Consider the following 22,490-nt stretch of genomic DNA (forward strand, 5'->3'; position numbering starts at 1 on the left):
CCCCGGCAGGGATTCAGGCCGTCGCGGCGGTCGTCACCGACTGCTGGTCGATCATCCGGTGCAGCCGCTCGGCGGCCGCCCGCCCGAAGGCCGGGTCGTTGATGTGCGTGTCGAATGTCCGGAACTCGACGTCGGAGTCGCTCAGCCCCGCGCTGAGTTCGGCGACCAGGGCGGCGTCCGCACGGGGGTCGTGGTACGGGCCGCTCAGGACGCCGAGGGTCGACAGCCCGCGCAGGGGAGCGAGGACGGCGGTGGGGCCGGTCGCGGTCCGCAGTTTCGCGGTGATACGGCGCCCCAGCTCGGCGCACTCCTGCGCCGTCGTGCGGACCACGGTGATCGACGGATTGTGGACGCGGATCATCCGGTCACGGAACCGGCGGGGGAGGGTGTCGAGCGGTCCGAACTTCACCATGTCCAGCGCCCCCAGGCTCACCACCTGAGGAACACCGGCCCGGCCCGCGGCCTCCAGGCGGTCCGGTCCGGCCGTCAGGATCCCCCCGACCAGGTCGTCGGCGAGTTCGCTCAGGGTCAGGTCGAGGACACCGGCGAACAGGCCCTGTCCGGCGAGCGCTTCCAGCGACCGGCCACCGGTACCGCTGGCATGGAACACCAGTACCTCGTAGCCGAGTTGTGTCAGCCGCTCGCGTGCCGCGTCGACGCCGGGAGTGGTCACGCCCGCCATGGACGCCGCCACCAGCGGCCTGCCATCGGCGAGGAGATCCTCCGCCCGTACCGCGTGTGGGGTGCGGGCGAAACCCTCGGCCATTCCCGCCATGGCGTCGGCGGCGTTGGCGAGCAGCGGGGCCGAGATCCGGTTGACTCCGGCGATGTCGACGACGCTGTACATCATGGTGATGTCCGAGGCGCCGACGTACGGGGCGACATTGCCCGACGCCATCGAGGAGACCATCAGCTTGGGAACGCCGATGGGCAGGGCGCGCATCACCTGGGTCGCCATCGAGGTCCCGCCGCTGCCTCCGAGGGCCAGTACGCCGTGGAGGCGGCCCGCGGCATACAGGTCCAGGGCTATGGCCGTGGCGCCGCGCGCCATGGCCGTGACAGCTGCACCGCGATCCTGTTCCCGCAGGTGACGCAGGTCGTCCCCGGCGGCACGAGCCACGTCGGAGTGCGTGATGTCCGGGCGCACCAGTGGCTCTCCGATGACGCCGGTGTCGATGAGGATGGTCTCGATGCCGTGCCGGTGCAGGTGATCCCGCAGTCGGCCGTACTCCGTTCCTTTGGTGTCCAGCGTGCCCACCAGTGCAACGATTGCCATGACAAGTCATGTTCATGGCTTATGGCGTGGGGGACAAGGCGGCATCCCGGCAATCGGACCATCCCGCAAGGGCGTTGAGGCCACGTCTGGGGCAACTCGGCAGCCGGCTAACGCAGCCCCCCGGGCCGTTACAGCCCGGCCCGCGAGTGCCGCGCCGTACACCCGGGGCCTTGTGGGGTTTGTGCCGGGTTCTTCAACTCCTGCCCCGGCCTGTGTGGTTAGTCCCTATTCTGGGCGTCTCGCCGGGCCCGATATTGGGGGGTGCCCGGCCTGAGTCGAGGGACACTCATGATCCGCACCCGCTCCATCGCGGCCGCCGCTGTCGCGGCGTCGCTCACCGGGCTGACCCTGCTGCCGTCACAGGCGCAGGCAGCGACCGGTTCGGTCCACCTGTACAAGATCTACTACGACAGCCCGGGATCGGACCGGGGCTCCAACGCGAGCCTCAATGCCGAGTTCGTGCAGATACGCAACACCACGGCGAGGGCCGTCAGCCTCAAGGGCTGGACGCTCGTCGACGCGTCGAACCACAAGTACGTGTTCGGCGCCTACACCCTGGCCAGGGGAAAGATGGTGACGGTCCGTACGGGCAAGGGGACGAACACCGCCACCAACCGTTATCAGGGGCGCGCCTGGTACGTGTGGAACAACGACAAGGACACCGCCACGCTCAAGACGTCCACGGGCAGCAGGGTCGACACCTGCTCCTACAACTCGACCAGGGTCGACTACAAAATGTGCTGAGCTCCTGATCACAACGTGACGAGCGCCCACCCCGGGAGGGGTGGGCGCTCGTCTGTGTTCCGGCTCCGGATGTGAGAAAGGTCGGCGGGTGGAACGCTCCCTGCCCGCAAGCACGTCAGACATAGGGGACCGACCGCTGCCGCGGCCGGCCTCTGTGTGACGTCCTTCACTTCCTTATGGAGGCGATGTGACGGAACGTAGTGAGACCCCTACATCATCTACACGTACTGTTACGTGTGGCACCGCCACATCGTGAGCAACAAGGAGACTCATGCGACCGTTCGTGCTGAACTACGCGCTCCCCGCTGAGAATTCAGCGGTCACCATCCCCTACACGTACGACTCCAACCTGCAACTGAACGTCCTGCCCAACGGCCGTCCCGCCATATCCGACCGGGCTGTGATCCTCGCGACCGGTACGACGACGTCAACGGCCGGCTCACAGACGCACTTCGACGACTGACCGGCCCGACACACCGATGACTGTGCTGATCCTGACCTGCCAGCAGGATGTGACGACGGACATGGTGGTGGCCAAGCTGCATGAACGGGGCGTCCCGTTGGTGCGCTTCGACCCCGCCGACCTGCCCGGTGAGGCCGACATGTCGGCCGAGTACGTCCGCGGCGACTTCGAGGGCTACCTGTCGACCGACGGGCGCCTGCTCAGCATGAGCGGGCTGCGCTCCATCTGGGTGCGCAGGCCGGGCGAGCCCGCGGCGCATGCCGAGGAGCCGTCGGAGTGGCTGAGCGCCGAGTCCGGGCAGGCGCTGTACGGGATGCTGTACTCCACCACGGCGCGCTGGATGAACCATCCCTGCGTCGCGGCGCAGGCCCGGTGCAAGCCGTGGCAGTTGCGTGTCGCCCACCGCAGCGGTTTTGCCGTGCCGCCCACGCTCATCACCACCTTCCCGCGCGTGGCCCGGCAGTTCGCGGAGCAGTACAAGGAAATCGTGGTGAAGTCCGCCTCCGGCCCGCCGTCCACCGATCCCCCCGTCGCCCTGCCCACGACCCGCATCGGGCCCGACGCCGATTTCTCCGGTGTCGCGGCCGGGCCCACCCTGCTTCAGCAGTACGTTCCCAAACTGGCCGACATCCGGCTGACGTTCGTCGGCGGGAGGATGTTCGCTGCGCGGAAGGACTCCGCATCCGGACAGGTGGACGGGCGCTATGGCACCTCCGGCCACGCCTGGGAGCCGACGGACGTACCCGACCGGGTGGCGCGGGCCGTGCGTGAGTACGCCGATCTGTCCGGAATCGCTTACGGCGCCTTCGACTTCGCCGAGGACGCCGATGACGTCTGGTGGTTCCTGGAGTGCAATCAGGGCGGCCAGTTCGGCTTCATCGAACTGGAGACCGGTCAGCCCATCGCCGAGGCGGTCGCGACCTGGCTGGCCGCCACGCCGCCGTCGACCGCGCGCGCTCCCTGGGCGAGCTACGGCTGGGTGCGCGATGTGGACGCCGGCGCGTAGAGCGCCGATGCCAGGACGACTCCGAGCAGGCCGCCCGGACCCCGAAAGCGGCCGGCGGTGCCGGACCGTCGGGAGTCCGGCACCGCCAGCGACCTGGCCCGCGCATCCGCTACTTGACGGAGCCCGCCATCACCCCCTGGACGAAGTGCCGTTGGAAGGCGAAGAAGACCACCAGCGGCACCACCAGGGAGAGGAAGGCCCCCGGCGCCAGGACTCCGATATTGCTGCCGAACTGCCGCATCTCGGACTGGAGGGCGACGGTGAGCGGCTGGGACTCGCTGTCGGCGAAGAGCAGCGCGACCAGCATGTCGTTCCAGACCCAGAGGAACTGGAAGATCGCCAGACTGGCCAGTGCAGGCCGTCCCAGAGGCAGGATCAGCTGGTAGAAGATCCGCCACTCCCCGCCGCCGTCCATCCGCGCCGCCTCCAGCATTTCGCGCGGGATTTCGGCGAAGTAGTTACGGAGAAGGAAGATCGCGAAGGGCAGCCCGTAGGCGACATGGAAGAGGATCACGCCCGGGATCGTGCCGAACAGGCCGATGGCGCCGAAGAGTTTGGCCACCGGCAGCAGCCCGATCTGGACGGGCACCACCAACAGACCCACGACCACGAGGAAGATCGCGTTGCGGCCGGGGAACTCCAGCCAGGCGAAGGCGTATCCGGCCAGTGCCGCGATGCCGACGACCAGCGCGGTGGCGGGCACCGAGATCAGGACGGTGTTCCAGAAGGACTGCGTGATGCCGGAGTCCTCGAACAGGGCGGTGTAGTTGTCCAGGGACAGCTGCCCCGGATCGGTCAGTGCCGTCCACCAGCCCTTGGCCGCGTTGTCCTGCTCGGAGCGCATCGAGGACAGGAACAGACCGGCGAGCGGAGTGATCCAGACGAGTGCGACGACGAGCAGGACTGCCTGGACCACTCCGTTGCTGAGCCACGTGGTCAGCCGGCTCACGAGCCCCGGACGCGGCGGCAGGACGGGAGCGCGGTCGGAGTTCTTGGCGACCGGCAGGGACGCACCGCGGTCGATGGTGCTGTGGCCGCTCATGCTCCGCTCCTTCGGAAGCGCCGGACGTTGAAGATCATGGCGGGCACGACGAGAAGCAGCAGCAGCACGCTGAGGGCGCTGCCGAGCCCCTGGTTGTTGCCGCCGCCGAAGGACACCAGCCACATCCGGGTCGCCAGCACATTGGCTTCTTCCTGGACCGGCCCCGGCGCGATGATGTAGACGAGGTCGAAGACCTTCATCACATTGATCACCAGGGTCACGAAGACCACCGTCAGTACTGGTGCCAGGAGCGGCACCGTGATCTTCCGGAAGATCTGCCACTCATTGGCGCCGTCCATCCGGGCCGCCTCCAGAGCGTCCCGGGGGATGGCGGCGAGTCCCGCGGCGATGAGCACCATCGAGAAGCCGGTCCAGATCCACAGATAGGCACCGATGATCGCCGGGGTGACCAGGGCGGGGCCCAGCCAGGAAATGCCCTGGTAGGGGGCGGCGAAGTTCTCCGCCGGGAGCCTGACGGTGTACGAACCCGCCTCCAGGCCGCGGAAGTTGAACGAGCCGTCCGCGGCGGTGGTGGCTTTCGCGGCCACCTTTCCGTCCCGTACCGCCTCGACCGACATCCCCGGCAGACCCTTCTCGGCCGGGTCGACCTTGCCCGGAGTGCCTCCGCCGCCCGGGGTGAAGTCGAGATAGACGACGCCCCTGACCTCGTCGGCGCCGGGCGCGGCGGCAGATGCGGCCCCGGCGGGCCGGGCCTCGGACGGCATCTTGTCCGGTGCCACTCCGACGAAGCCGAGGCTTATGGACGTGCCCGGGCTGACCGCCTCGGTCGTACGGTAGTCGCCGCCCGGATTCCCGGTCAGGTTCTGGCCCTGCCGGGCCCTGGCGGTGGGGTAGGCGGAGCTGTCGTCGAAGGCGTCGTGGACGCCGACGGTGACGGCGTTGAGCACGCCGCGGTTCGGGTCCTCCTCGTACGCGAGCCGGAAGATGATGCCGGCGGCCAGGAACGAGACCGCCATCGGCAGGAAGAGCACCAGCTTGAACGCGGTTGCCCAGCGCACCTTCTCGGTGAGTACCGCGAGCACGAGGCCGAGACCGGTCAGCAGCACCGGAGCCACGACAACCCAGATGGTGCTGTTGCGGATCGCCTTGAGCGTGGCCGGATCGCTGAATATCTCTGCGTAGTTCTCGCCGCCGACGAAGCGGTCACCGCTCGCGTCGAAGAGGCTTCGCCCGGCGGAGAACAGCACCGGATAGACGACCAGGGCGCCGAGGAGCAGCAGCGCGGGGAGGACGAACACCACCGCGATGTTGCGCCTTCTGCGCTGGGCCCGCCGCCGCGGATTCGCGGCGGCGGGGGATGGGGTGAGTACAGCCATGAGTGCGGGGCCTCAGCTCTTGTAGGCCTTGGCGGCCGCGGCCTCGAGCTTGGCCGCGGTGGCCGTGGGGTTCGAGGGGTCGCGCAGGAAGTCCTGGAGGAGCTTCCACTCGCCCGCGCCCTTGGTTCCGCCGAACGCGGCCGGGGCCTGGTCGGACATGTCGAAGCGGACCGTGTCACCGGCATCCACCAGCGACTTGGCAGTCGCGCGAGTGGTGTCGTCGGCGTACGAGGCGAGGTCGACGTCCTTGTTGGGGGAGATGAAGCCGCCCGCGCCCGCCCACACGGCGGCCGCTTCGGGCGTGGCCAGGAACTCCAGCAGCCGCTGCGCGGCCTTCTTGTTCTTGCCGTCCTTGAGGACCACGGCCGCGTCACCGCCGCTGACCACCGGTGCCTTGCCGCTGTCCACGGCGGGGAAGGGGAAGAACTTGGCGTCCTCGCCGAGCTTTTTGCCGAAGTCGTCCTTGGCCATGCCGCCGACGAAGTCGCCCTCGTAGACCATGCCGGCCTTGGGCTTGGGGCCGAAGACCTGCTCGATGGAGCCCGGGAAGTCGGTGTTCAGCGCGGCGCTCGAGCCTCCGGCGACGAGCTGCTTGTCCTTGAAGACCTCGCCCAGGGTGGTCAGCGCCTTGACCACGCTGGCGTCGGTCCAGGGCAGGGTGTGGGCGGCCAGCTGGTCGTACTTCTCGGGTCCGGCCTGGGAGAGGTAGATGTTCTCGAACCAGTCGGTCAGCGTCCAGCCGTCCTCACCGGCGACGGAGAAGGCCGGAAGTCCGGAATCGGCGATCGTGCGTCCGGACTTGAGCATGTCCGCGAAGCTCTTGGGCTCGGAGACCCCGGCCTGCTCGAACGCGCTCGGGCTGTACCAGACGGTCGACTTGTGCGCCGCCTTGAAGTAGAGGCCGTAGTAGGTCTTGTCGACGGTGCCGTAGTTCTTCCACACCTCGGCGAGGTTGGCGCCGGCGGTCGTGGCGGCCTTCTGCGAAAGCGGTTCCAGCCAGCCCTCCTTGGCGAACTGCTGGAGCACGCCGACCTGGGGCACCATCGCCACGTCGGGGGCGTTGCCGCCCTCGATCTTGCTGCCGACGAAGGTGGAGACGTTGTCACCGGTGGGCACGAAGACCGTCTTGGCGCCGGTCTGCTCGGTGAAGGCGTCCAGCACCTTGCGGAAGTTCTTCTGCTCGCTGCCGGTCCACACTCCGGCCACGGTCACGGTCTGGCCCTTGAGGTCCTTGCCGCCGCTCGCCGGCTCCGTCGACCCGTCGCAGGCGCTCGCGCCGAGGGCGAGGGCGAGCACGGTGGATGCGGCCGCGGCCGTCCGGATGCTGGTCGTGATTCGTCGCATGATGATGGTCCTTTCGAAAAGAGGGTGAGTTCAGGGGGTGGGGCAGTCGCCCGTCCACCACGCGGCGGTCGCTCCGGGGAGCACGCCGTCGGGACATGGCCCGCTGGAGAGGAGCGGGGTGCCCGCGACCGGGGCCGGTACGGGCTCGGTGCCGAAGTTGACCGCGCAGATCAGCCCTTCACCGCGGGCCATGGCCAGGACCTGCGGGGGTGCCTCCAGCCAGCGCAGGCTGCCTTCGCCCAACTGAGGCAGGCTGCGCCGCAGTTGAAGGCCCTCGCGGTAGAGGTGCCAGAAGGAGCGGGTGTCGGCCAGGGCCCGGTCGGTGGCGTGTTCGGCGAACCACTCGGGCTGCGGCAGCCAGGGACGCGCGCCGGCCGCGCCCTGGCTGAAGCCGAACGGTGAGGCGTGGCCGGACCAGGGCAGCGGCACCCGGCAGCCGTCGCGGATGCGCGCCCGGCTGCCGGTGCGGCGGAAGATCGGGTCGGTGAGTACCTCGTCCGGCAGATCCAGGACTTCGGGGAGGCCGAGCTCCTCGCCCTGGTAGACATACGCGGCGCCGGGCAGGGCCAGCATCAGCAGGGCGGCGGCGCGGGCACGAGCCGCACCCAGACCGCTGGCCTCCACGCCGGGCTCGCCCGCGTACCGGGTGACCGTGCGCACCTGGTCGTGGTTGTTGAGCACCCACGTGACGGTGGAGCCCGTCCCGGCGATGTCGCGTATCGCCTCCGTGATGGTCGCCTGGAAGGCGTCGGCGTCCCAGGGGGCGCTGAGCAGGTCGAAGAAGAAGGCCTGGTGCAGTTCGTCCTGCCGCACGTACTTGGCGTGCTCGATTGCCGTGGGCACGGAGACCTCGCCGACCAGGAGCCGTTCGGTGCCGTCCAGGGCCGCGTACTCCTCGCACACCGACCGCCAGCGGCGCCACACCTGGTGGACTTCCGGCTGGTTCCAGGCCAGCGGGTTCACCGAGTCCCGGGCGCGCTCGTCGGCGCAGGGGTCGGCGGAGTCGGGCAGCTCGGGGTGCTTGAAGAGTCCGGCGGCCACATCGATGCGAAAGCCGTCGACGCCCCGGTCGAGCCAGAAGCGGAGCACCCGCTCGAAGGAGTCGCCGACTTCGGAGTTGCGCCAGTTCAGGTCGGGCTGCTGCGGGGTGAACAGGTGCAGGTACCACTGGCCCGGGGTGCCGTCGGATTCGGTGATCCGGCTCCAGGCGGGCCCGCCGAACATCGCCCGCCAGTTGTTGGGCGGCTCGTCGCCGTCCGGGCCGCGACCGTCGGCGAAGTGGAACCGGGAGCGGGCCACGCTGCCGGGTGCGGCGGCGAGTGCCTCGCCGAACCACGGGTGATCGCTGGAGCAGTGGTTGGGGACGATGTCGAGCAGCAGCTTGAGTCCGAGCCTGCGGGCGTCGGCCATCAGCAGGTCGAACTCGGCCAGGTCGCCGTAGACGGGGTCTACGTCGCAGTAGTCGGCGACGTCGTAGCCGTGGTCGTGCTGCGGTGAGGGAAAGAACGGGCTGAGCCAGATGCCGTCGACACCGAGCTTCCTCAGATACGGCAGTCCGGCCCGTACGCCGGCCAGGTCACCGATGCCGTCCCCCGTGCTGTCGAGGAAGCTGCGCACGTAGACCTGGTAGATCACCGCGTCGCGCCACCAGGAGGTGGCGGTGCGGGAGGAGTGGCCGATGGCGGCCGGGAGAGCAGTGAGCATCTCGCGTTGACCCGTTCCTGCTGGATGCGAGAGCGCCCCAGAGCGGGTGCGCTGTTATGCATGCATGTTAAGTAGCGGTGACGGGAGGGTGTCAACGATGCTGCGCGAACCGGCCCTAGTATGTCCAGATTTTTGCGGGTATGCCAGACGAGCTTGCTACTTAACATGTAAGTAGCAAGCTCGTGGAGGAGACGGAGAGGGCTCAGCCCTTGCGGGAGATCGATCCCAGCTCGCGCGACAGGCGCCCGACGGCTGCCTGCGGTGTCTGGCGCAATGCCATGACGTCCTGAACGACCGCCTGCACGGCAAGGCTCACCTGGTCGTAGCGAGGGCTCTTGGGGCGCGGCTCGGCCGCCAGCACGCTCTGGCGCAGGGTGGGCAGATACGGATAGGCGCGCACCAGCGCGGGATCCTCGTACAGCGCTGCCCGCACGGGAGGCAGTGAGCCTGCGGTGAGCACCTTGCGCTGGACACGCTCGCTGGTGAGATAGGCGATCAGATCGGCCGCCGACTCCGGATGCCGGGAGCGGCTGCTGACCGCGAGATTGGAACCGCCGAGCACGCTCGTGCCCGGTCCGTCCGGCCCGGGCAGCGGCACCGCGCCGAACCTGCCGGCCACCTTCGACCCCGGCGCATTGGCCATCGCGTACACATAGGGCCAGTTCCGCAGGAAGAGCAGCCGGCCGTCCTGGAAGGCCTGCCGGGACTCCTCCTCCTTGTAGTCACGGGCACCGGGGGAGATCCAGCCGTCCCGTACCCCGCCCGCAAGGAACTCCAGCCCCTTGCGGGCCGAGACCGAGTCCACCGTCACCCGGGCGCCGTCGTCCCGCAGGATCGACCCGCCCGCCGAATGGACCGCCTCGGTGGCGTTGACGGTCAGTCCCTCGTACGGCAGGAACTGACCGGCATAGCCGTCCATCTTGTACTTCGGCGCCAGGGTCTTCGCCTGCCGCGCCAGCTCCTCCCAGGTGCGTGGCGGCCGTTCGCCCGCCCGCTCCAGAATGTCCTTGCGGTAGTACAGCAGCCCGGCGTTGGTGACATACGGGACGGCGTACAGGCGGCCGTCGAAGGTGGCCGTGTCCACCACGGGGGCGAGGAAGGTGTGCAGCGGGAACGCGTCCCGCTCCAGCGGGGAGATCCAGCCCGCCGCCGCGAACTCGGAGGTCCAGGCCACGTCGATGTTCAGTACGTCGAACCGGTCGCTGCCCGAGCGCAGTTCGCTGATCATCTGGGCCCGGGTCTCGTCCGCGGAGTCGGGCAGCTCGACGAGAGTGACCTTCTCCTGCGGGTGACCGCGGTTCCAGTCGTCCAGCAGCGGACCGAGATAGTCGGTGAGATCGCCCGCCGTCACCAGGGTCATCGGACCGCGGCCCTTGGGGGCCGCCGCACTCGGCTGGCTGTCGAAGCCGGCGTACCCTGCGAAGATCACGGCAGCAGCGAGGAGCCCCCTACCCGCGGCATGCATCCACCGCATAGGTTCCTCCCAGTGCACCGACCCGGCCGCGTTGCCGTCCAATGTGGCCTATGTATACCTGTTAGGCATGGGGGATACTAGACGTCCAGGCGGAGAAGGCGGGTGGCGCGAACCACAGCCCGTATCCGAGTGAACTGTCAAGTACGGAGCGGGAGGGAGGGGAGCGCGTGCGGCTGCCGCTCCTGGCACTCCTCACCCGTGGCCCGGCGCACGGTTACGAGCTCAAGCAGGACCTTGAGAAGCTCCTGGGCGCCGCGTACCCTCAGCCGAATGTCGGCCAGATCTATGTCACTCTCGGACGGCTGGAAAAGGCCGGCCTGATCGCCGGCGAGGATGTCGAGCAGTCCGGCCGACCCAATAAGCGGACATACCGTCTCACCGACGCCGGGCACGAGGCGGTACTCGCCTGGTTCGACGAGACCACGGACGAGCCGCGGGTCCGGGACGAGTTCTTCATGAAGATCGCCCTCGCACCCGAGTCCGGTCTCGCCGACCCGATCACGCTGATCAACAAGCAGCGGCGGCAGTATCTGAACACCATGCGCGATCTGTCGAAGCTGGCCGCGGCCGAGGACCGGGACAACAGGGTCTCCCAGCTGTTGATCGAGGGCGCGATGCTGCATCTGCAGGCCGACCTCGACTGGCTGGAACGCTGTCAGGAGGAGCTGGAATGAGCGACGACACCGCTCCCGTCGCGCTGGGCGCTCCCGGCCCGCAGGGCAAAGTGCCGATCGTGCGCGCCGAGGGTCTGACCAAGACCCATCACGGCGAAGGCGCGCCGGTTCAGGCCGTACGCGGAGTGGATCTGACCGTTCAGCCCGGGGAGTTCGTTGCCGTCACCGGCCCATCCGGCGCCGGAAAGTCCACCCTTCTCCATCTCATAGGCGGGCTCCAGCGGCCCGACAGCGGCTCACTGTGGCTGGACGGCCGCCGCGTGGACGCCTATCGCGAGGCCCGCTGGGCGGTGCTGCGCCGCCGGAGCATCGGCATCGTCTTCCAGTTCTTCAACCTGGTCTCCGACCTCACTGTCGCCGACAACGTCGAACTGCCCGCGCTGCTCGCGGGCGCATCGCCCAAGGCCGCCCGCGACAGCCGGGCAGAACTCCTCGCCGAACTCGGCCTCGAAGGCCGGGAACGCTCGATGCCCGGCGAACTCTCCGGCGGCGAGCAGCAGCGTGTCGCCCTGGCCAGGGCCCTGGTGAACCATCCCGCGCTGCTGCTCGCCGACGAGCCGGCCGGGAGCCTCGACAGCAAGGGCACCAGGGAAGTGCTCCGGCTGCTCTCCCGTTTCCACCAGCGCGGCCAGACGATCCTGCTGGTCACCCATGACGCACGGATGGCCAGCGCGGCCGACCGGGTCATCAGCTTCTTCGACGGGCGCATAGCCGACGACGCGACTCTCGACGCGGGGTCCCGCACCACGGGCCGCGGCGTCTCCGGCGTACTCGAACTGAAGGAGTGACCGTGCGGGCCACTCTGCGCTGGGCACACGCCGACCTGCGGGCACACCGCGGACAGTCGGCCTTCGTCGTCCTTGCCAGCGCCGGCATCATCGCCTCACTGCTGCTGGCCGTGGCCCTGTTCAGCTATGCCGCCAACCCCTGGCAGCGGATCTTCACCCAGTCCCAGGGCGCCCATGTCTGGCTCCACACGCGGGCCGCCGCGGACACCGGGAAACTGTCCGAGCTGGACGGCATCGACGGCATCGCGGGGCCCTACCGCACCGGGCAGGTCACCGTGGAGTCCCGCGGGGCGAGGGCGAGCGTGTCCCTGCGCGCGGCCGACACCCGGCCCCCCGAGATCGCCCGGCCGCTCGTCACCGGAGGCGACTGGCTCGACAAGCAGCCCGGGGGAGTCGTACTGGAGAGCTCCCTCGCCCGCGTCCTGTGGGCGGAGCCCGGCGACACCCTGACCGTGGCGGGACCGGACGGCACCGCACACACCCTCCGCGTGGCCGGTGTCGCCGAAGCCGCGGAACCCCGCTACCGGCCGGGCGGCGAGTCCGGCATCGGCTGGGTGCTGCCCCGTACGCTCAACCGCGTCGCGGCGGGAAGCACCGGACAGAGCGTGGGGCTGCGTCTGAAGGATCCGGCCGACCTCGACTTCACCATCCAGCAGGCCGTCACCCAGCTCGGCGCCGACCGGGTCGCCCAGGTCACCAAATGGCAGCAGGCGCGGGCGGAGGCGGGCAGCGACGACCGGTTGCTCGGGCAGCTCTTCGCCGTGTTCGGTCTCGGGGCTCTGCTGGCCGCCGCGCTCGCCGCCTCCGGGGCCATCAGTGCCCGAATCCGCGGACAGCTACGGGACATCTCCATCCTCAAGGCGATCGGGTTCACCCCCGGCCAGGTGGTACGCGGCTTCCTCGCCCAGCACCTCGCCTTCGCGCTGCTCGGGGTCACCCTGGGCACCGCGGCGATCGCGTTCCTCGGCGCGCGGATACCCGGCCGGATCGGGGAGGCGGCCGGGGTCTGGCAGGACCTGCCCGGGCACACCGCCCTGATGATCGGCGTCCCGAGCGGCGCGGTGCTGCTGATCGCCACCGCCACCGGACTCGCCGCCTGGCGCGCCGGAAGGGTCCCTCCCGTTCCCGTCGCCCGGGCCGCGCTTCCCTCGGCCGCGCCGATGACCGGCCTCGGCCGTCGGGCGCTCGGCATGCGGGTCCCGCCCGCACTGGTCCTCGGCTGGCGGGCGGCGTTCCCCCGACGGCCACGCACCCTGATCACCGTGGCCCGGCTGGCACTGCCGCTCCTCATGATCACGGTGGCACTCGTCGCCTGGTCCACGCTGGACATGTTCCGCAGCCGCCCCGCCGAGATGGGCGTGCCCGCGGCGCTGTCCGTACGGGCCGAGCAGCCCGGGAGCCTCAGCGGCCAGGACCTTCAGCGCGCGCTGACCGCGCCCCCGGACGTCTTCGCCGTCCACCCGGGTGTGGAGGTCGCCGCGCTGGTGCCCGGCCAGACCGGCACCATCACCCTGCGCGGGCTCGGCACGGCAGGCACCCCGTACCCCTTCACCGTGGTGGAGGGGCGCCCGGCCGACGGCCCCGACGAGGCGGTCGCCGGCCAGGGACTGCTCGACCTGCTGGATGTGCGGGTCGGTGACTGGGTGCGGATGACGGTGGAAGGCCGGCCGCAGATCCTGCACATCGTCGGACGCAGCATCGAACCCGAAGCCGGCGGCCGGGTGATCTCGACGACCGTCGACACGCTCCAGGAACGCGACCCCGCGCTGCGGCCGGACTTCTACCACCTTGTCCTGCGGCCGGGCGCGGATCCCCGGGCGGTGAGCAGCGAACTCGCCGACAAGGCCGGAGGCGCCCTGGAGATCCGCGAGACCCCCAACCCGGGGGACCGGCTGGAACCGGCGCGGGGCGTGATCGCGGCCCTGATCGGGGTGCTGGCCCTGATCGGGCTCACCGAACTGCTGACCCTCATCGGTACGTCGGTCCGCGACCGCGGCCGCGATCTGCTCGCGCTCAAGGCGATCGGTCTGACGCCTCGCCAGATCAGCTCGGCGATCGTGGCGGCCGCGGGCTTCACGGCTCTGCTCGCCGCCGCGATCGGCACGGGACTCGGGGTGCTGTCCGGCAGGTGGCTGGTGGACATCCAGGGCCGCTCCAGTGGAATGGGCGCGGGCATCGCCCATGTCCCGCCCACGCTGCTGCTGGCTTCGGTCGCCGTCGGTGCCGTGCTGGGCGCCGTCGCGGCCGCGGCGCTGCCCGCGGCCCGGACGGCACGCCGCCGACTGGCGGATTCACTGGCCGAGACTCTCTGAGCGCTGCGCCTGTGAACTGCCGTTATACCGCTTCACTATCCGGTCGCCGGGCGTGACGTAACTCATCGTCTTCGCTCGCGATCCGTCCGAAGTCCTCGGGTACGGTGACCAACGCTCCGTACTGCTCAGCACACTCATCGACACTGTCCACGAGGACACCGGACGCCCATGTTCCGGCGCCGGTTGCGACATCCCTAGACCCTTGGGCCGCCGGCCCGCGACATGACAGGGGAGTTTGATGTTCCGCAAGGTTTTGGTCGCCAACCGAGGTGAGATCGCGATCCGCGCATTCCGCGCAGCGTTCGAACTCGGTATCTCCACGGTGGCGGTGTTCCCTCATGAGGACCGCAACTCATTGCACCGCGCCAAGGCGGACGAGGCGTACCAAATCGGTGAACCGGGCCATCCCGTACGGGCGTACCTGTCCGTCGACGAGGTGATCAGGGCCGCGCGCAAGGCGGGTGCCGATGCGATCTACCCCGGCTACGGATTCCTGTCGGAGAACCCGGACCTCGCCGCGGCCTGTGCGGACGCGGGGATCACTTTCGTGGGACCGCCCGCCTCCGTACTGCTTCTGACGGGCAACAAGTCCCGGGCGGTCGCGGCGGCACGGGAAGCCGGAGTTCCGGTCCTCAAGTCCTCGCAGCCTTCCACCGATGTCGACGCGCTGCTGGAGGCCGCGGAGGACATCGGTTTCCCTCTGTTCGTCAAGGCGGTCGCGGGCGGCGGCGGCCGGGGCATGCGCCGGGTGGCCGAGCCCGGCGAACTGCGGGAGGCGGCCGACGCGGCGATGCGCGAGGCGCAGTCCGCGTTCGGCGACGCGACGGTCTTTCTGGAGCAGGCCGTCATCAACCCCCGCCATATCGAAGTACAGATCCTCGCCGATGCCCACGGCAATGTCGTGCACCTCTACGAGCGGGACTGCTCGGTGCAGCGGCGCCACCAGAAGGTCGTCGAGATCGCGCCCGCGCCCAACCTGGACCCGGATCTGCGCGAGCGGATCTGCGCCGACGCCGTCGCCTTCGCCCGTCACATCGGATACGTCAACGCGGGAACCGTGGAGTTCCTCGTCGACGAGCGCGGCAACCACGTCTTCATCGAGATGAACCCCCGTATCCAGGTCGAGCACACGGTCACCGAGCAGGTCACCGGCCGCGACCTGGTCATCGGGCAACTGCGCATCGCCGCCGGCAGGTCCCTGCCCGAACTGCGCCTGACCCAGGACGACATCGTCCTGAACGGCACCGCGCTGCAGTGCCGTATCACCACCGAGGACCCCGCCAACGGCTTCCGGCCCGACGTGGGCACCATCTCCGCCTACCGCTCACCGGGCGGGCCCGGCGTCCGGCTCGACGGCGGCACGGTGCACACCGGCGCGGAGGTGTCGGCGCACTTCGACTCGATGCTGGTCAAGCTCACCTGCCACGGGCACGACTTCGCCAACGCCGCCCGCCGCGCGCGCCGGGCCATCGCCGAATTCCGGATCCGCGGAGTGGCCACCAACCTGCCCTTCCTCGGTGCCGTACTCGACCATCCCGAATTCCGGGCCGGCCGGATCACGACGAGCTTCATCGGCGAGCATCCGGAGCTGATGCGGGCCAGCCCCTCGGCCGACCGCGGCAGCCGCATGCTCACCTACCTCGCCGAGACGACCGTCAACCGGCCGCACGGCCCGCGCCCGCGCGTCATCGAGCCCAGCCACAAGCTGCCTGCCACATCGCTCGCCGCGTCGCCGCCCGACGGCTCGCGCCAGCGCCTCGCGGCGCTGGGCCCGGACGCCTTCGCCGCGGAACTGCGCGGCCAGTCGGCAGTCGCCGTCACGGACACCACGTTCCGCGACGCGCACCAGTCCCTGCTCGCCACCCGTGTGCGCACCCGCGATCTGCTCGCCGTGGCCCCGCACGTCGCGCGCACTGCGCCGCAGTTGCTGAGCCTGGAGTGCTGGGGCGGTGCGACCTACGACGTGGCGCTGCGCTTCCTCGCCGAGGACCCCTGGGAGCGTCTGGCGGCGCTGCGCGAGGCGGTGCCCAATGTCTGTACGCAGATGCTGCTGCGCGGGCGCAACACCGTTGGCTACACGCCCTATCCGACCGAGGTGACGGAAGCGTTCGTCGCCGAGGCGGCAGCCACGGGCATGGACATCTTCCGGATCTTCGACGCGCTCAACGACGTCTCCCAGATGCGCCCGGCGATCGACGCGGTGCGCTCCACGGGCACGGCACTGGCCGAGGTCGCCCTCTGCTACACCGCGGACCTGTCCGACCCCGGCGAGAAGCTCTACACGCTGGACTACTACCTGCGCCTGGCCGAGCAGATCGTCGAGGCGGGCGCGCATGTGCTCGCGATCAAGGACATGGCCGGGCTGCTGCGCCCGCCGGCCGCCCGCACGCTGGTGACCGCGCTGCGTGAGCGCTTCGACCTGCCGGTGCACCTGCACACCCACGACACGGCGGGCGGACAGCTCGCGACGCTGATGGCCGCGATCGACGCGGGTGTCGACGCCGTCGACGCCGCCGTCGCCTCGATGGCCGGGACCACCAGCCAGCCGCCGCTGTCGGCCCTGGTCGCGGCCACCGACCACACGGAGCGGGCAACCGGGCTCTCGCTGCAGGCCGTCGGCGATCTGGAGCCGTACTGGGAGGCCATGCGCAAGGTGTACGCGCCGTTCGAGTCCGGCCTCGCCTCGCCCACCGGGCGGATCTACCACCACGAGATCCCCGGCGGTCAGCTGTCGAACCTGCGCCAGCAGGCCATCGCGCTCGGCCTCGGCGACCGCTTCGAGCTGATCGAGGACTGCTACGCGGCGGCGGACCGAATGCTCGGCCGCCTGGTGAAGGTCACTCCGTCGTCGAAGGTGGTGGGCGACCTCGCGCTGCATCTGGTCGGCGCCGGGGTTGAGGCCGCGGACTTCGAGTCCGACCCCGGCAAGTTCGACGTCCCGGACTCGGTGATCGGCTTCCTGCGCGGCGAGTTGGGCGACCCGCCCGGTGGCTGGCCCGAGCCGTTCCGCACCCGGGCCCTCAAGGGCCGTCCGGCGAAGGCGGAGGCGCCCACGCTGTCGGACGAGGACCTGCGAGGTCTGCGCGACACACGCCGGGCCACCCTGAACCGGCTGCTGTTCCCCGGCCCGACCAAGGAATTCGACGCCCACCGTGAAGCCTACGGAGACACCTCCGTACTGCCCACGCAGGACTTCTTCTACGGCCTGGAGCCGGAGAGGGAGCACACGGTCACCCTCGATCCGGGCGTCACGCTGCTGATCGAGCTGGAGGCCATTTCCGATGCCGACGAGCGGGGCTTCCGCACGGTCCTGGCCACGCTGAACGGGCAGCTGCGGCCGGTGTCCGTACGCGACAAGTCCATCGCCACCGAGGTCAAGGCGGCGGAGAAGGCCGAGCGCGGCAACGAGCGCCATGTCGCCGCACCTTTCGCCGGGGTGGTCACGCTGCAGGTGGACGAGGGCGACGCGGTGTCCGCGGGCCAGACGGTGGCCACGATCGAGGCGATGAAGATGGAGGCCTCCATCACGGCGCAGTCCGCGGGAACGGTCGGCCGGCTCGCCATCGGCAAGATCCAGCAGGTCGAGGCGGGCGACCTGCTGATCGAGATCAACTGACGCTCCCGCGTCCACGACGTCGCGGTTCGGGGGGCCCTCTGGGCCCCTCGTTCGGCGGCTCGTACGGTCGGGCTCCTCGCTTGGGCAGGTCCGACCCCGTAAAAGGGAGGCACCCACATCTCGTCAGGGAGCCGCCCGTGAAAGCCCTCGTCGCCTCCGAATACACGCCGCTGGACCGGATCAGCGTCACCCAGCACCCCACGCCCACCCCGGAGGCGGGCCAGGTGCTGATCAAGGTCGAGGCAGCGGCGCTCAATCCGCTCGACCTGATGCTGATCACGGGCGCGGCGAAGGAGAGCTATCCGGCTGCCCACCCGCTGGTGGTCGGAATGGACGCCGCTGGCACCGTTGCCGAGGTGGGGGAGGGCGTGTCCGGATACGCGCCGGGTGATCCTGTGCTCGCCTTCACCGGACAGGCCGGCGCCGTCGCCGAGTACACGGTGGCGTCACCCGGACCCCTGCTCGCCCGGCGGCCCGCGGGCCTGGACAGCGCGCACGCGGCCGCCATCCCCGAATCGGGGCTCACCGCCGTCTGCCTGCTGCGCGCCGTCGCGCTCGCGGAGGGTGAGAGCGTGCTGGTCGTCGGGGCCACCGGCGGCATCGGGCTGTACGCCGTGCAGTTGGCCGCGGCACTCGGAGCCCGGGTGGTCGCCACGGCGACCGAGGAGGACGAGGAGTATCTGCGCGGCCTCGGCGCCGCCCACACCGTCGACTACAAGAGAGGCGACGTGGTGGACGAGACCTTGCGCCTGGTCCCCGGCGGGGTCGATGTGGTCGTCGACGTGGTCAACATGGGCGAGCGGCTCACCGACACCGCGCGTGCCGTGCGTCCGGGCGGCCGGCTGGTGTCGCCGCTCTTCGGGCCCGCCGAGCTGGGACGCGATGTCTCGCCGGTCTACATCGGCCGGTTCCAGGCGCAGCCTGGCGATCTGGAGGACCTGGCAGCCCGGGCCGCGGACGGGAGGCTGCACGTGGAGATCGGCGCACGCTACCCCTTGGACAGCGCCGTACAGGCCGTCGCCGACTTCGCCGGGAAGCACATCCGGGGCAAGGTTGTCATCACCACCGCATGAGCGACGGCGTGCACGAGACACACGGAAGGGGTGGCTCCCATGAAGCGCAGAATCCTCGGCGGCACGGGAATCTCGGTCAGCGAGTACGCGCTGGGCGCCATGATGTTCGGCGCCTGGGGCAACGCCGACCCGCACGAGTCGGTCCGTATGATCCACCACGCGCTGGACGCCGGGATCAACGTCGTGGACACGGCCGACGTCTACAGCATGGGTGAGTCGGAGGAGATCGTCGGCAAGGCCCTCAAGGGCCGCCGGGACGATGTCGTACTCGCCACCAAAGGCAGCAGCTCGATGGGCGGCGACCCCAACCACAGCGGAAACTCACGGCGTTGGCTCACCCGCGCCGTGGAGAACAGCCTTCGCCGCCTGGGCACCGACTACATCGACCTCTACCAGGTGCACCGGCCCGACGCGGACACCGACATCGACGAGACGCTGTCCGTCCTGTCCGATCTCGTACGGGCGGGCAAGGTGCGCGTGATCGGCCACTCCACCTTCCCGGCGGAGCAGATCGTCGAGGCCCAGTGGACGGCCGAGCGTCACGGTCACATCCGGTTCCGCACCGAGCAACCGCCGTACTCCATCCTGGCCAGGGGCGTCGAGGCGGCCGTGCTGCCGACCGCCCAGCGCTACGGTCTGGGGGTGCTGACCTGGGGCCCGCTCAGCGCGGGCTGGCTGTCCGGCAAGTACGCCAGGCCGACGGACATCAACCTCACGGAGGGGAGCGGGCGTGCAGCCCTCGAGCGGCACAAGTTCGACCCGTCGATTCCTGGCAACGCCCGCAAGCTGGAGGCCCTCGGCGAACTGACGAAGCTGGCCGACGAGGCGGGCCTGAAGCTCCCGCACCTGGCGATCGCGTTCGTACGCGCCCACCCCGCTGTCACTTCGGTGATCATCGGCCCACGGACGAGCGAGCACCTGGAGGACCTGCTGGCGGGCGTGTACGTCGAGTTGAGCACGGACATCCTGGACCGGATCGACGAGATCGTGCCTCCGGGCACGGACTTGAACAGGAACGACTTCTACTACACGCCGCCCGCGCTCGTTGACGCGTCACGGCGACGCCGCTGACGCTGCGAAGCCGCCGTCCCGGCCCTGCCTTGGCGCGGCCCTGCCGTGGCGCGGCCCCGAAAATGCGTTGCCCGGTCATCGGCCCACTGCGAGGCTTCCGGTCATGTCTGAGAACGGATCCAGCAGTTCGCCCGGCGTTGCCAGTCTCTTGTCGCACGGGCGGCTGACGGCGATCCCACGCAAGGCGGCGCGCCGCGAGCAGTTGCTCGTGCACGCACCTCACGCAGACGCTGTTCGAGCGGGACCGGGCCTACAGCGAGCGTGAGGTCAACGAAGCGCTGCTCACGGTGCACGAGGACTTTTCGGCGCTGCGCCGCTACCTGGTCGTGGCGAGTCTGCTGGACCGGACGAAGGACGGCAGCAGCTACCGGCGGGTCCGGTAGCGGTCACGGCGCGGCAGGCCTGGTGGCGGTCAGCGCGCGGCAGGCCCGGTCCAGTCGGCCGCCACATGAGCGATCCGTACACGCTGCGGGTGGTCCCCGACCGCGACGGACGCGACCTTCCTGCCGGTGGCGAAGTCGATCGCGGTGACGCGGTCGGCGCCGCTCTCGGAGATGACGCAGGATCCGCCGTCGCCGCTGACGGTCGCCCAGTACGGCTTCGAGGCAGCCACCAGCGGCCCCTCCTGGAGCGATGCCCTGTCGACGATGGTCGCGTAGTCGTCCATCGTCCCCGCGATGCACAGCTTGTCGCCCGTGGCGTTCATCGACATGCCATGGTGGCGCGAGTCGTTGACCCAGGTGGTGCGGTCCTCGCTGGTCGCGGGATTCTTCGGCAGTGTCTTCGCCCGGGTGATCTTGTCGGAGGCGAGGTCGTACTCGAGGAAGCCGTTGAAGAACGAGACTTGGAAGTAGAGCTTCGACTCGTCCGGGGTGAAGGCGACGGGCCGTACCGCGTCGGACAGGTCCTTGCGGCCGAAGGCGTCGAGGCGGGCGCGCATGTCGATGACCCTGACCTCCTTGAAGGTGGTGGCATCGACGACGGTGATGCGGCGGTCGCCCTTCGTCCAGTCCCACGCGGGATCGTCGAGGGCGGTGTTGACCTCGCCGATCGACATGTTCCACAGATACCTGCCGCCGTCGGTGAAGACGTTCTCGTGCGGTTTGTCGCCGGTCTTGAACGAGCCGAGCTGCTTGCCGGTCCGGATGTCGAGTACATGCACCGTGTTGGAGGTCGAGGCCGACACCGCGACGCGCGTGCCGTCGGGCGAGACCGTCATGTGGTCGGAGCGGTAACCGGACACGGGGAAGCGCCAGTTGATCCGGCCCGAGGCGAGATCGATCGACACGACGTCGGCGAAGCTCGGGCGGGAGACGACCATGGCCGTGCCGTCGGGCGTGGAGTACATGTCGTCGACGAACTGGTCGTGTCCTTCGCCGGGGCCGTTGCGGATGCCGAGGAAGTAGATGAGCTTGATCGGGTTGAGGTAGATCTCGGTGAGCCGCTGGTCCTTGTCCGGTATGACGTTGATGCGGCCGATCTTTGCGAAGTCGCCGCGGGAGTTGATGACGTCGGCGGTGCCGTCCCAGTTGTTGCCCACGAACATCACCTCCCTGAGACCGGCGGCGGTGTCGGTGGTCGCGGCGGGTGCGACGGGTGCGGCGAGAGCCGATGTCGAACCTGCGACGGTCATGGCGACGGCCGTGGCGAGTGCGCGCAGCGCGCGCCGGGTGATCCGCTGTGGACGCCGGCTTGCGGGCAGAGACATCGTCGTCGTTCCTTCCGTGGGGGGCGCTACCGGACGGGCTTGTGCGAAGAGCTGCGGCAGGCAGAGTCTGAATACGGGCCGCTTCAGACTGGGCTACTGGAAAGTAACGACAGGCGGTGAGGTCCACAAGACTCGCGACACGAGAAAATGACCGGGACCGACGAGGGAGGGACGCGTGGCCGGCAGGCTCAGACAACCGACGGGCCGCTACGGGGGCAGGTCCGCCGAGGAACGACAGGGCGAACGGCGCCGGCGGTTCCTCGACGCCGCACTCCAGCTCTTCGGCGACAGCCCCGGCTACCGGGCCACGACCGTGGCGGCGCTGAGCGAGGCGGCAGGCCTGTCCACCCGTCAGTTCTACGAGGAGTTCCGCACCCTCGAAGACGTACTCGCCGCTCTGCACCTCCAGGTCAACGACTGGGCGGAGGAGGCCGCGCTGGCCGCGCTCGCCGAGGCCGAAGGCATGCCGATCGCGCAACGTGCCGCGGCGGCGTTCCGCGCGTACGCCGCCAACGTCACCGGCGACCCGCGTCGTATACGCATCACGTTCGTCGAGATCATCGGCGTCAGCCCGCGGCTGGAGGAACAGCGTCTGGCCCGGCGCTCGCGCTGGGTGGACCTGATCTGCGCCGAGGCGGCAGCGGCGGTCGAACGAGGCGAGGCGGCACCGCGGGACTATCGCGTCGCCGCGGCGGCCTTCATCGGAAGCGTGAACGGCCTGCTGCACGACTGGAGGGCGGGCTGGGTGGATGCGACGCTCGATCAGGTCGTGGACGAGCTGGTGCAGTTGCTGCTGGGAATCCTGCGCCCGGTCGACCGGGAGCCGGGCACGTAGAACGCTGGTGCCCGCTCGCCGTG

The 22,490-nt window shown here is 69.8% G+C and carries 17 protein-coding genes and 1 pseudogene; 11 read left to right on the plus strand and 7 right to left on the minus strand.

Annotated features, from left to right (window positions below):
• Positions 1 to 13 precede the first annotated feature (13 nt).
• Positions 14 to 1,276 (minus strand): Tm-1-like ATP-binding domain-containing protein, encoded by a 1,263-nt coding sequence (locus OOK40_RS22960; protein WP_266485112.1) that lies wholly within the window; start codon positions 1,274 to 1,276, stop codon positions 14 to 16.
• Between the two features lie 288 nt (positions 1,277 to 1,564).
• On the opposite strand from OOK40_RS22960, the gene OOK40_RS22965 reads away from it, so the two are divergent.
• The 3 genes from OOK40_RS22965 (at position 1,565) to tgmB (ending at position 3,489) form a co-directional block, all read left to right on the plus strand.
• Positions 1,565 to 2,020: a lamin tail domain-containing protein gene (locus OOK40_RS22965; protein ID WP_266485114.1), complete on the plus strand. Its 456-nt coding sequence runs from the start codon at positions 1,565 to 1,567 to the stop codon at positions 2,018 to 2,020.
• 271 nt (positions 2,021 to 2,291) lie between these two features.
• Positions 2,292 to 2,483 (plus strand): putative ATP-grasp-modified RiPP, encoded by a 192-nt coding sequence (tgmA, locus tag OOK40_RS22970; RefSeq protein WP_266485116.1) that lies wholly within the window; start codon positions 2,292 to 2,294, stop codon positions 2,481 to 2,483.
• A 16-nt stretch (positions 2,484 to 2,499) separates the two neighbouring features.
• Complete coding sequence (gene tgmB / locus OOK40_RS22975; protein WP_266485118.1) at positions 2,500 to 3,489, plus strand: ATP-grasp ribosomal peptide maturase; 990 nt, start codon at positions 2,500 to 2,502, stop codon at positions 3,487 to 3,489.
• A 109-nt stretch (positions 3,490 to 3,598) separates the two neighbouring features.
• Here tgmB and OOK40_RS22980 read toward each other — a convergent pair whose 3' ends face one another.
• The 5 genes from OOK40_RS22980 to OOK40_RS23000 all read right to left on the minus strand — a co-directional run bounded on the left by OOK40_RS22980 (position 3,599) and on the right by OOK40_RS23000 (position 10,390).
• Positions 3,599 to 4,531, minus strand: coding sequence for a carbohydrate ABC transporter permease (locus tag OOK40_RS22980; RefSeq protein ID WP_266485120.1), 933 nt, complete (start codon positions 4,529 to 4,531; stop codon positions 3,599 to 3,601).
• The gene (locus OOK40_RS22985) at positions 4,528 to 5,868 is read right to left on the minus strand and encodes a carbohydrate ABC transporter permease (protein ID WP_266485122.1); all 1,341 of its coding nucleotides are present in this window, start codon (positions 5,866 to 5,868) and stop codon (positions 4,528 to 4,530) included. Before OOK40_RS22985 ends, OOK40_RS22980 begins: the two co-directional genes overlap by 4 nt.
• A 12-nt stretch (positions 5,869 to 5,880) precedes the next feature.
• Positions 5,881 to 7,212 (minus strand): ABC transporter substrate-binding protein, encoded by a 1,332-nt coding sequence (locus tag OOK40_RS22990; protein WP_266485124.1) that lies wholly within the window; start codon positions 7,210 to 7,212, stop codon positions 5,881 to 5,883.
• Between the two features lie 30 nt (positions 7,213 to 7,242).
• Complete coding sequence (locus OOK40_RS22995; protein ID WP_266485127.1) at positions 7,243 to 8,916, minus strand: glycoside hydrolase family 13 protein; 1,674 nt, start codon at positions 8,914 to 8,916, stop codon at positions 7,243 to 7,245.
• A gap of 202 nt (positions 8,917 to 9,118) precedes the next feature.
• A complete protein-coding gene (locus tag OOK40_RS23000; protein WP_266485130.1) occupies positions 9,119 to 10,390 on the minus strand; it encodes an ABC transporter substrate-binding protein in 1,272 nt (423 codons plus the stop codon).
• Positions 10,391 to 10,557: 167 nt separating this feature from the next.
• On the opposite strand from OOK40_RS23000, the gene OOK40_RS23005 reads away from it, so the two are divergent.
• The 7 genes and pseudogenes from OOK40_RS23005 to OOK40_RS23035 all read left to right on the plus strand — a co-directional run bounded on the left by OOK40_RS23005 (position 10,558) and on the right by OOK40_RS23035 (position 20,307).
• Complete coding sequence (locus OOK40_RS23005) at positions 10,558 to 11,064, plus strand: PadR family transcriptional regulator (protein ID WP_266485133.1); 507 nt, start codon at positions 10,558 to 10,560, stop codon at positions 11,062 to 11,064.
• A complete protein-coding gene (locus tag OOK40_RS23010) occupies positions 11,061 to 11,852 on the plus strand; it encodes an ABC transporter ATP-binding protein (protein ID WP_266485135.1) in 792 nt (263 codons plus the stop codon). The genes OOK40_RS23005 and OOK40_RS23010 overlap by 4 nt, the downstream gene beginning before the upstream one ends.
• A 2-nt stretch (positions 11,853 to 11,854) precedes the next feature.
• Positions 11,855 to 14,164 carry an FtsX-like permease family protein gene (locus OOK40_RS23015; protein ID WP_266485138.1) on the plus strand — a complete coding sequence of 770 codons (2,310 nt, stop codon included), beginning with the start codon at positions 11,855 to 11,857 and terminating at the stop codon, positions 14,162 to 14,164.
• Positions 14,165 to 14,402: 238 nt separating this feature from the next.
• Entirely contained in the window at positions 14,403 to 17,780 is a 3,378-nt protein-coding gene (locus OOK40_RS23020; RefSeq protein ID WP_266485141.1) for a pyruvate carboxylase, read from the plus strand.
• A 137-nt stretch (positions 17,781 to 17,917) separates the two neighbouring features.
• Positions 17,918 to 18,853: an NADP-dependent oxidoreductase gene (locus OOK40_RS23025; RefSeq protein WP_266485143.1), complete on the plus strand. Its 936-nt coding sequence runs from the start codon at positions 17,918 to 17,920 to the stop codon at positions 18,851 to 18,853.
• Between the two features lie 39 nt (positions 18,854 to 18,892).
• Complete coding sequence (locus tag OOK40_RS23030) at positions 18,893 to 19,924, plus strand: aldo/keto reductase (protein WP_266485146.1); 1,032 nt, start codon at positions 18,893 to 18,895, stop codon at positions 19,922 to 19,924.
• 103 nt (positions 19,925 to 20,027) lie between these two features.
• Positions 20,028 to 20,307: pseudogene (locus OOK40_RS23035) on the plus strand (DUF2087 domain-containing protein).
• Between the two features lie 29 nt (positions 20,308 to 20,336).
• Here the strand turns inward: OOK40_RS23035 and OOK40_RS23040 are convergent.
• Positions 20,337 to 21,557: a YncE family protein gene (locus tag OOK40_RS23040; RefSeq protein ID WP_266486527.1), complete on the minus strand. Its 1,221-nt coding sequence runs from the start codon at positions 21,555 to 21,557 to the stop codon at positions 20,337 to 20,339.
• A gap of 250 nt (positions 21,558 to 21,807) precedes the next feature.
• Here OOK40_RS23040 and OOK40_RS23045 point away from each other — a divergent pair, with 250 nt between their 5' ends.
• The gene (locus OOK40_RS23045; RefSeq protein ID WP_266485148.1) at positions 21,808 to 22,467 is read left to right on the plus strand and encodes a TetR/AcrR family transcriptional regulator; all 660 of its coding nucleotides are present in this window, start codon (positions 21,808 to 21,810) and stop codon (positions 22,465 to 22,467) included.
• Positions 22,468 to 22,490 lie beyond the last annotated feature (23 nt).

The sequence above is a fragment of the Streptomyces sp. NBC_01481 genome (assembly GCF_026339995.1).
In the GTDB taxonomy this organism is placed as follows: domain Bacteria; phylum Actinomycetota; class Actinomycetes; order Streptomycetales; family Streptomycetaceae; genus Streptomyces.

Coding starts and splice junctions, on each gene's coding strand:
- OOK40_RS22985 (WP_266485122.1), bottom strand. CDS start 5,868: ATGGCTGTACTCACCCCATCCCCCGCCGCCGCGAATCCGCGGCGGCGG.
- OOK40_RS22960 (WP_266485112.1), bottom strand. CDS start 1,276: ATGGCAATCGTTGCACTGGTGGGCACGCTGGACACCAAAGGAACGGAG.
- OOK40_RS22990 (WP_266485124.1), bottom strand. CDS start 7,212: ATGCGACGAATCACGACCAGCATCCGGACGGCCGCGGCCGCATCCACC.
- OOK40_RS22995 (WP_266485127.1), bottom strand. CDS start 8,916: ATGCTCACTGCTCTCCCGGCCGCCATCGGCCACTCCTCCCGCACCGCC.
- tgmA (WP_266485116.1), top strand. CDS start 2,292: ATGCGACCGTTCGTGCTGAACTACGCGCTCCCCGCTGAGAATTCAGCG.
- OOK40_RS23020 (WP_266485141.1), top strand. CDS start 14,403: ATGTTCCGCAAGGTTTTGGTCGCCAACCGAGGTGAGATCGCGATCCGC.
- tgmB (WP_266485118.1), top strand. CDS start 2,500: ATGACTGTGCTGATCCTGACCTGCCAGCAGGATGTGACGACGGACATG.
- OOK40_RS22965 (WP_266485114.1), top strand. CDS start 1,565: ATGATCCGCACCCGCTCCATCGCGGCCGCCGCTGTCGCGGCGTCGCTC.
- OOK40_RS23010 (WP_266485135.1), top strand. CDS start 11,061: ATGAGCGACGACACCGCTCCCGTCGCGCTGGGCGCTCCCGGCCCGCAG.
- OOK40_RS23000 (WP_266485130.1), bottom strand. CDS start 10,390: ATGCGGTGGATGCATGCCGCGGGTAGGGGGCTCCTCGCTGCTGCCGTG.
- OOK40_RS23030 (WP_266485146.1), top strand. CDS start 18,893: ATGAAGCGCAGAATCCTCGGCGGCACGGGAATCTCGGTCAGCGAGTAC.
- OOK40_RS22980 (WP_266485120.1), bottom strand. CDS start 4,531: ATGAGCGGCCACAGCACCATCGACCGCGGTGCGTCCCTGCCGGTCGCC.
- OOK40_RS23040 (WP_266486527.1), bottom strand. CDS start 21,557: ATGACCGTCGCAGGTTCGACATCGGCTCTCGCCGCACCCGTCGCACCC.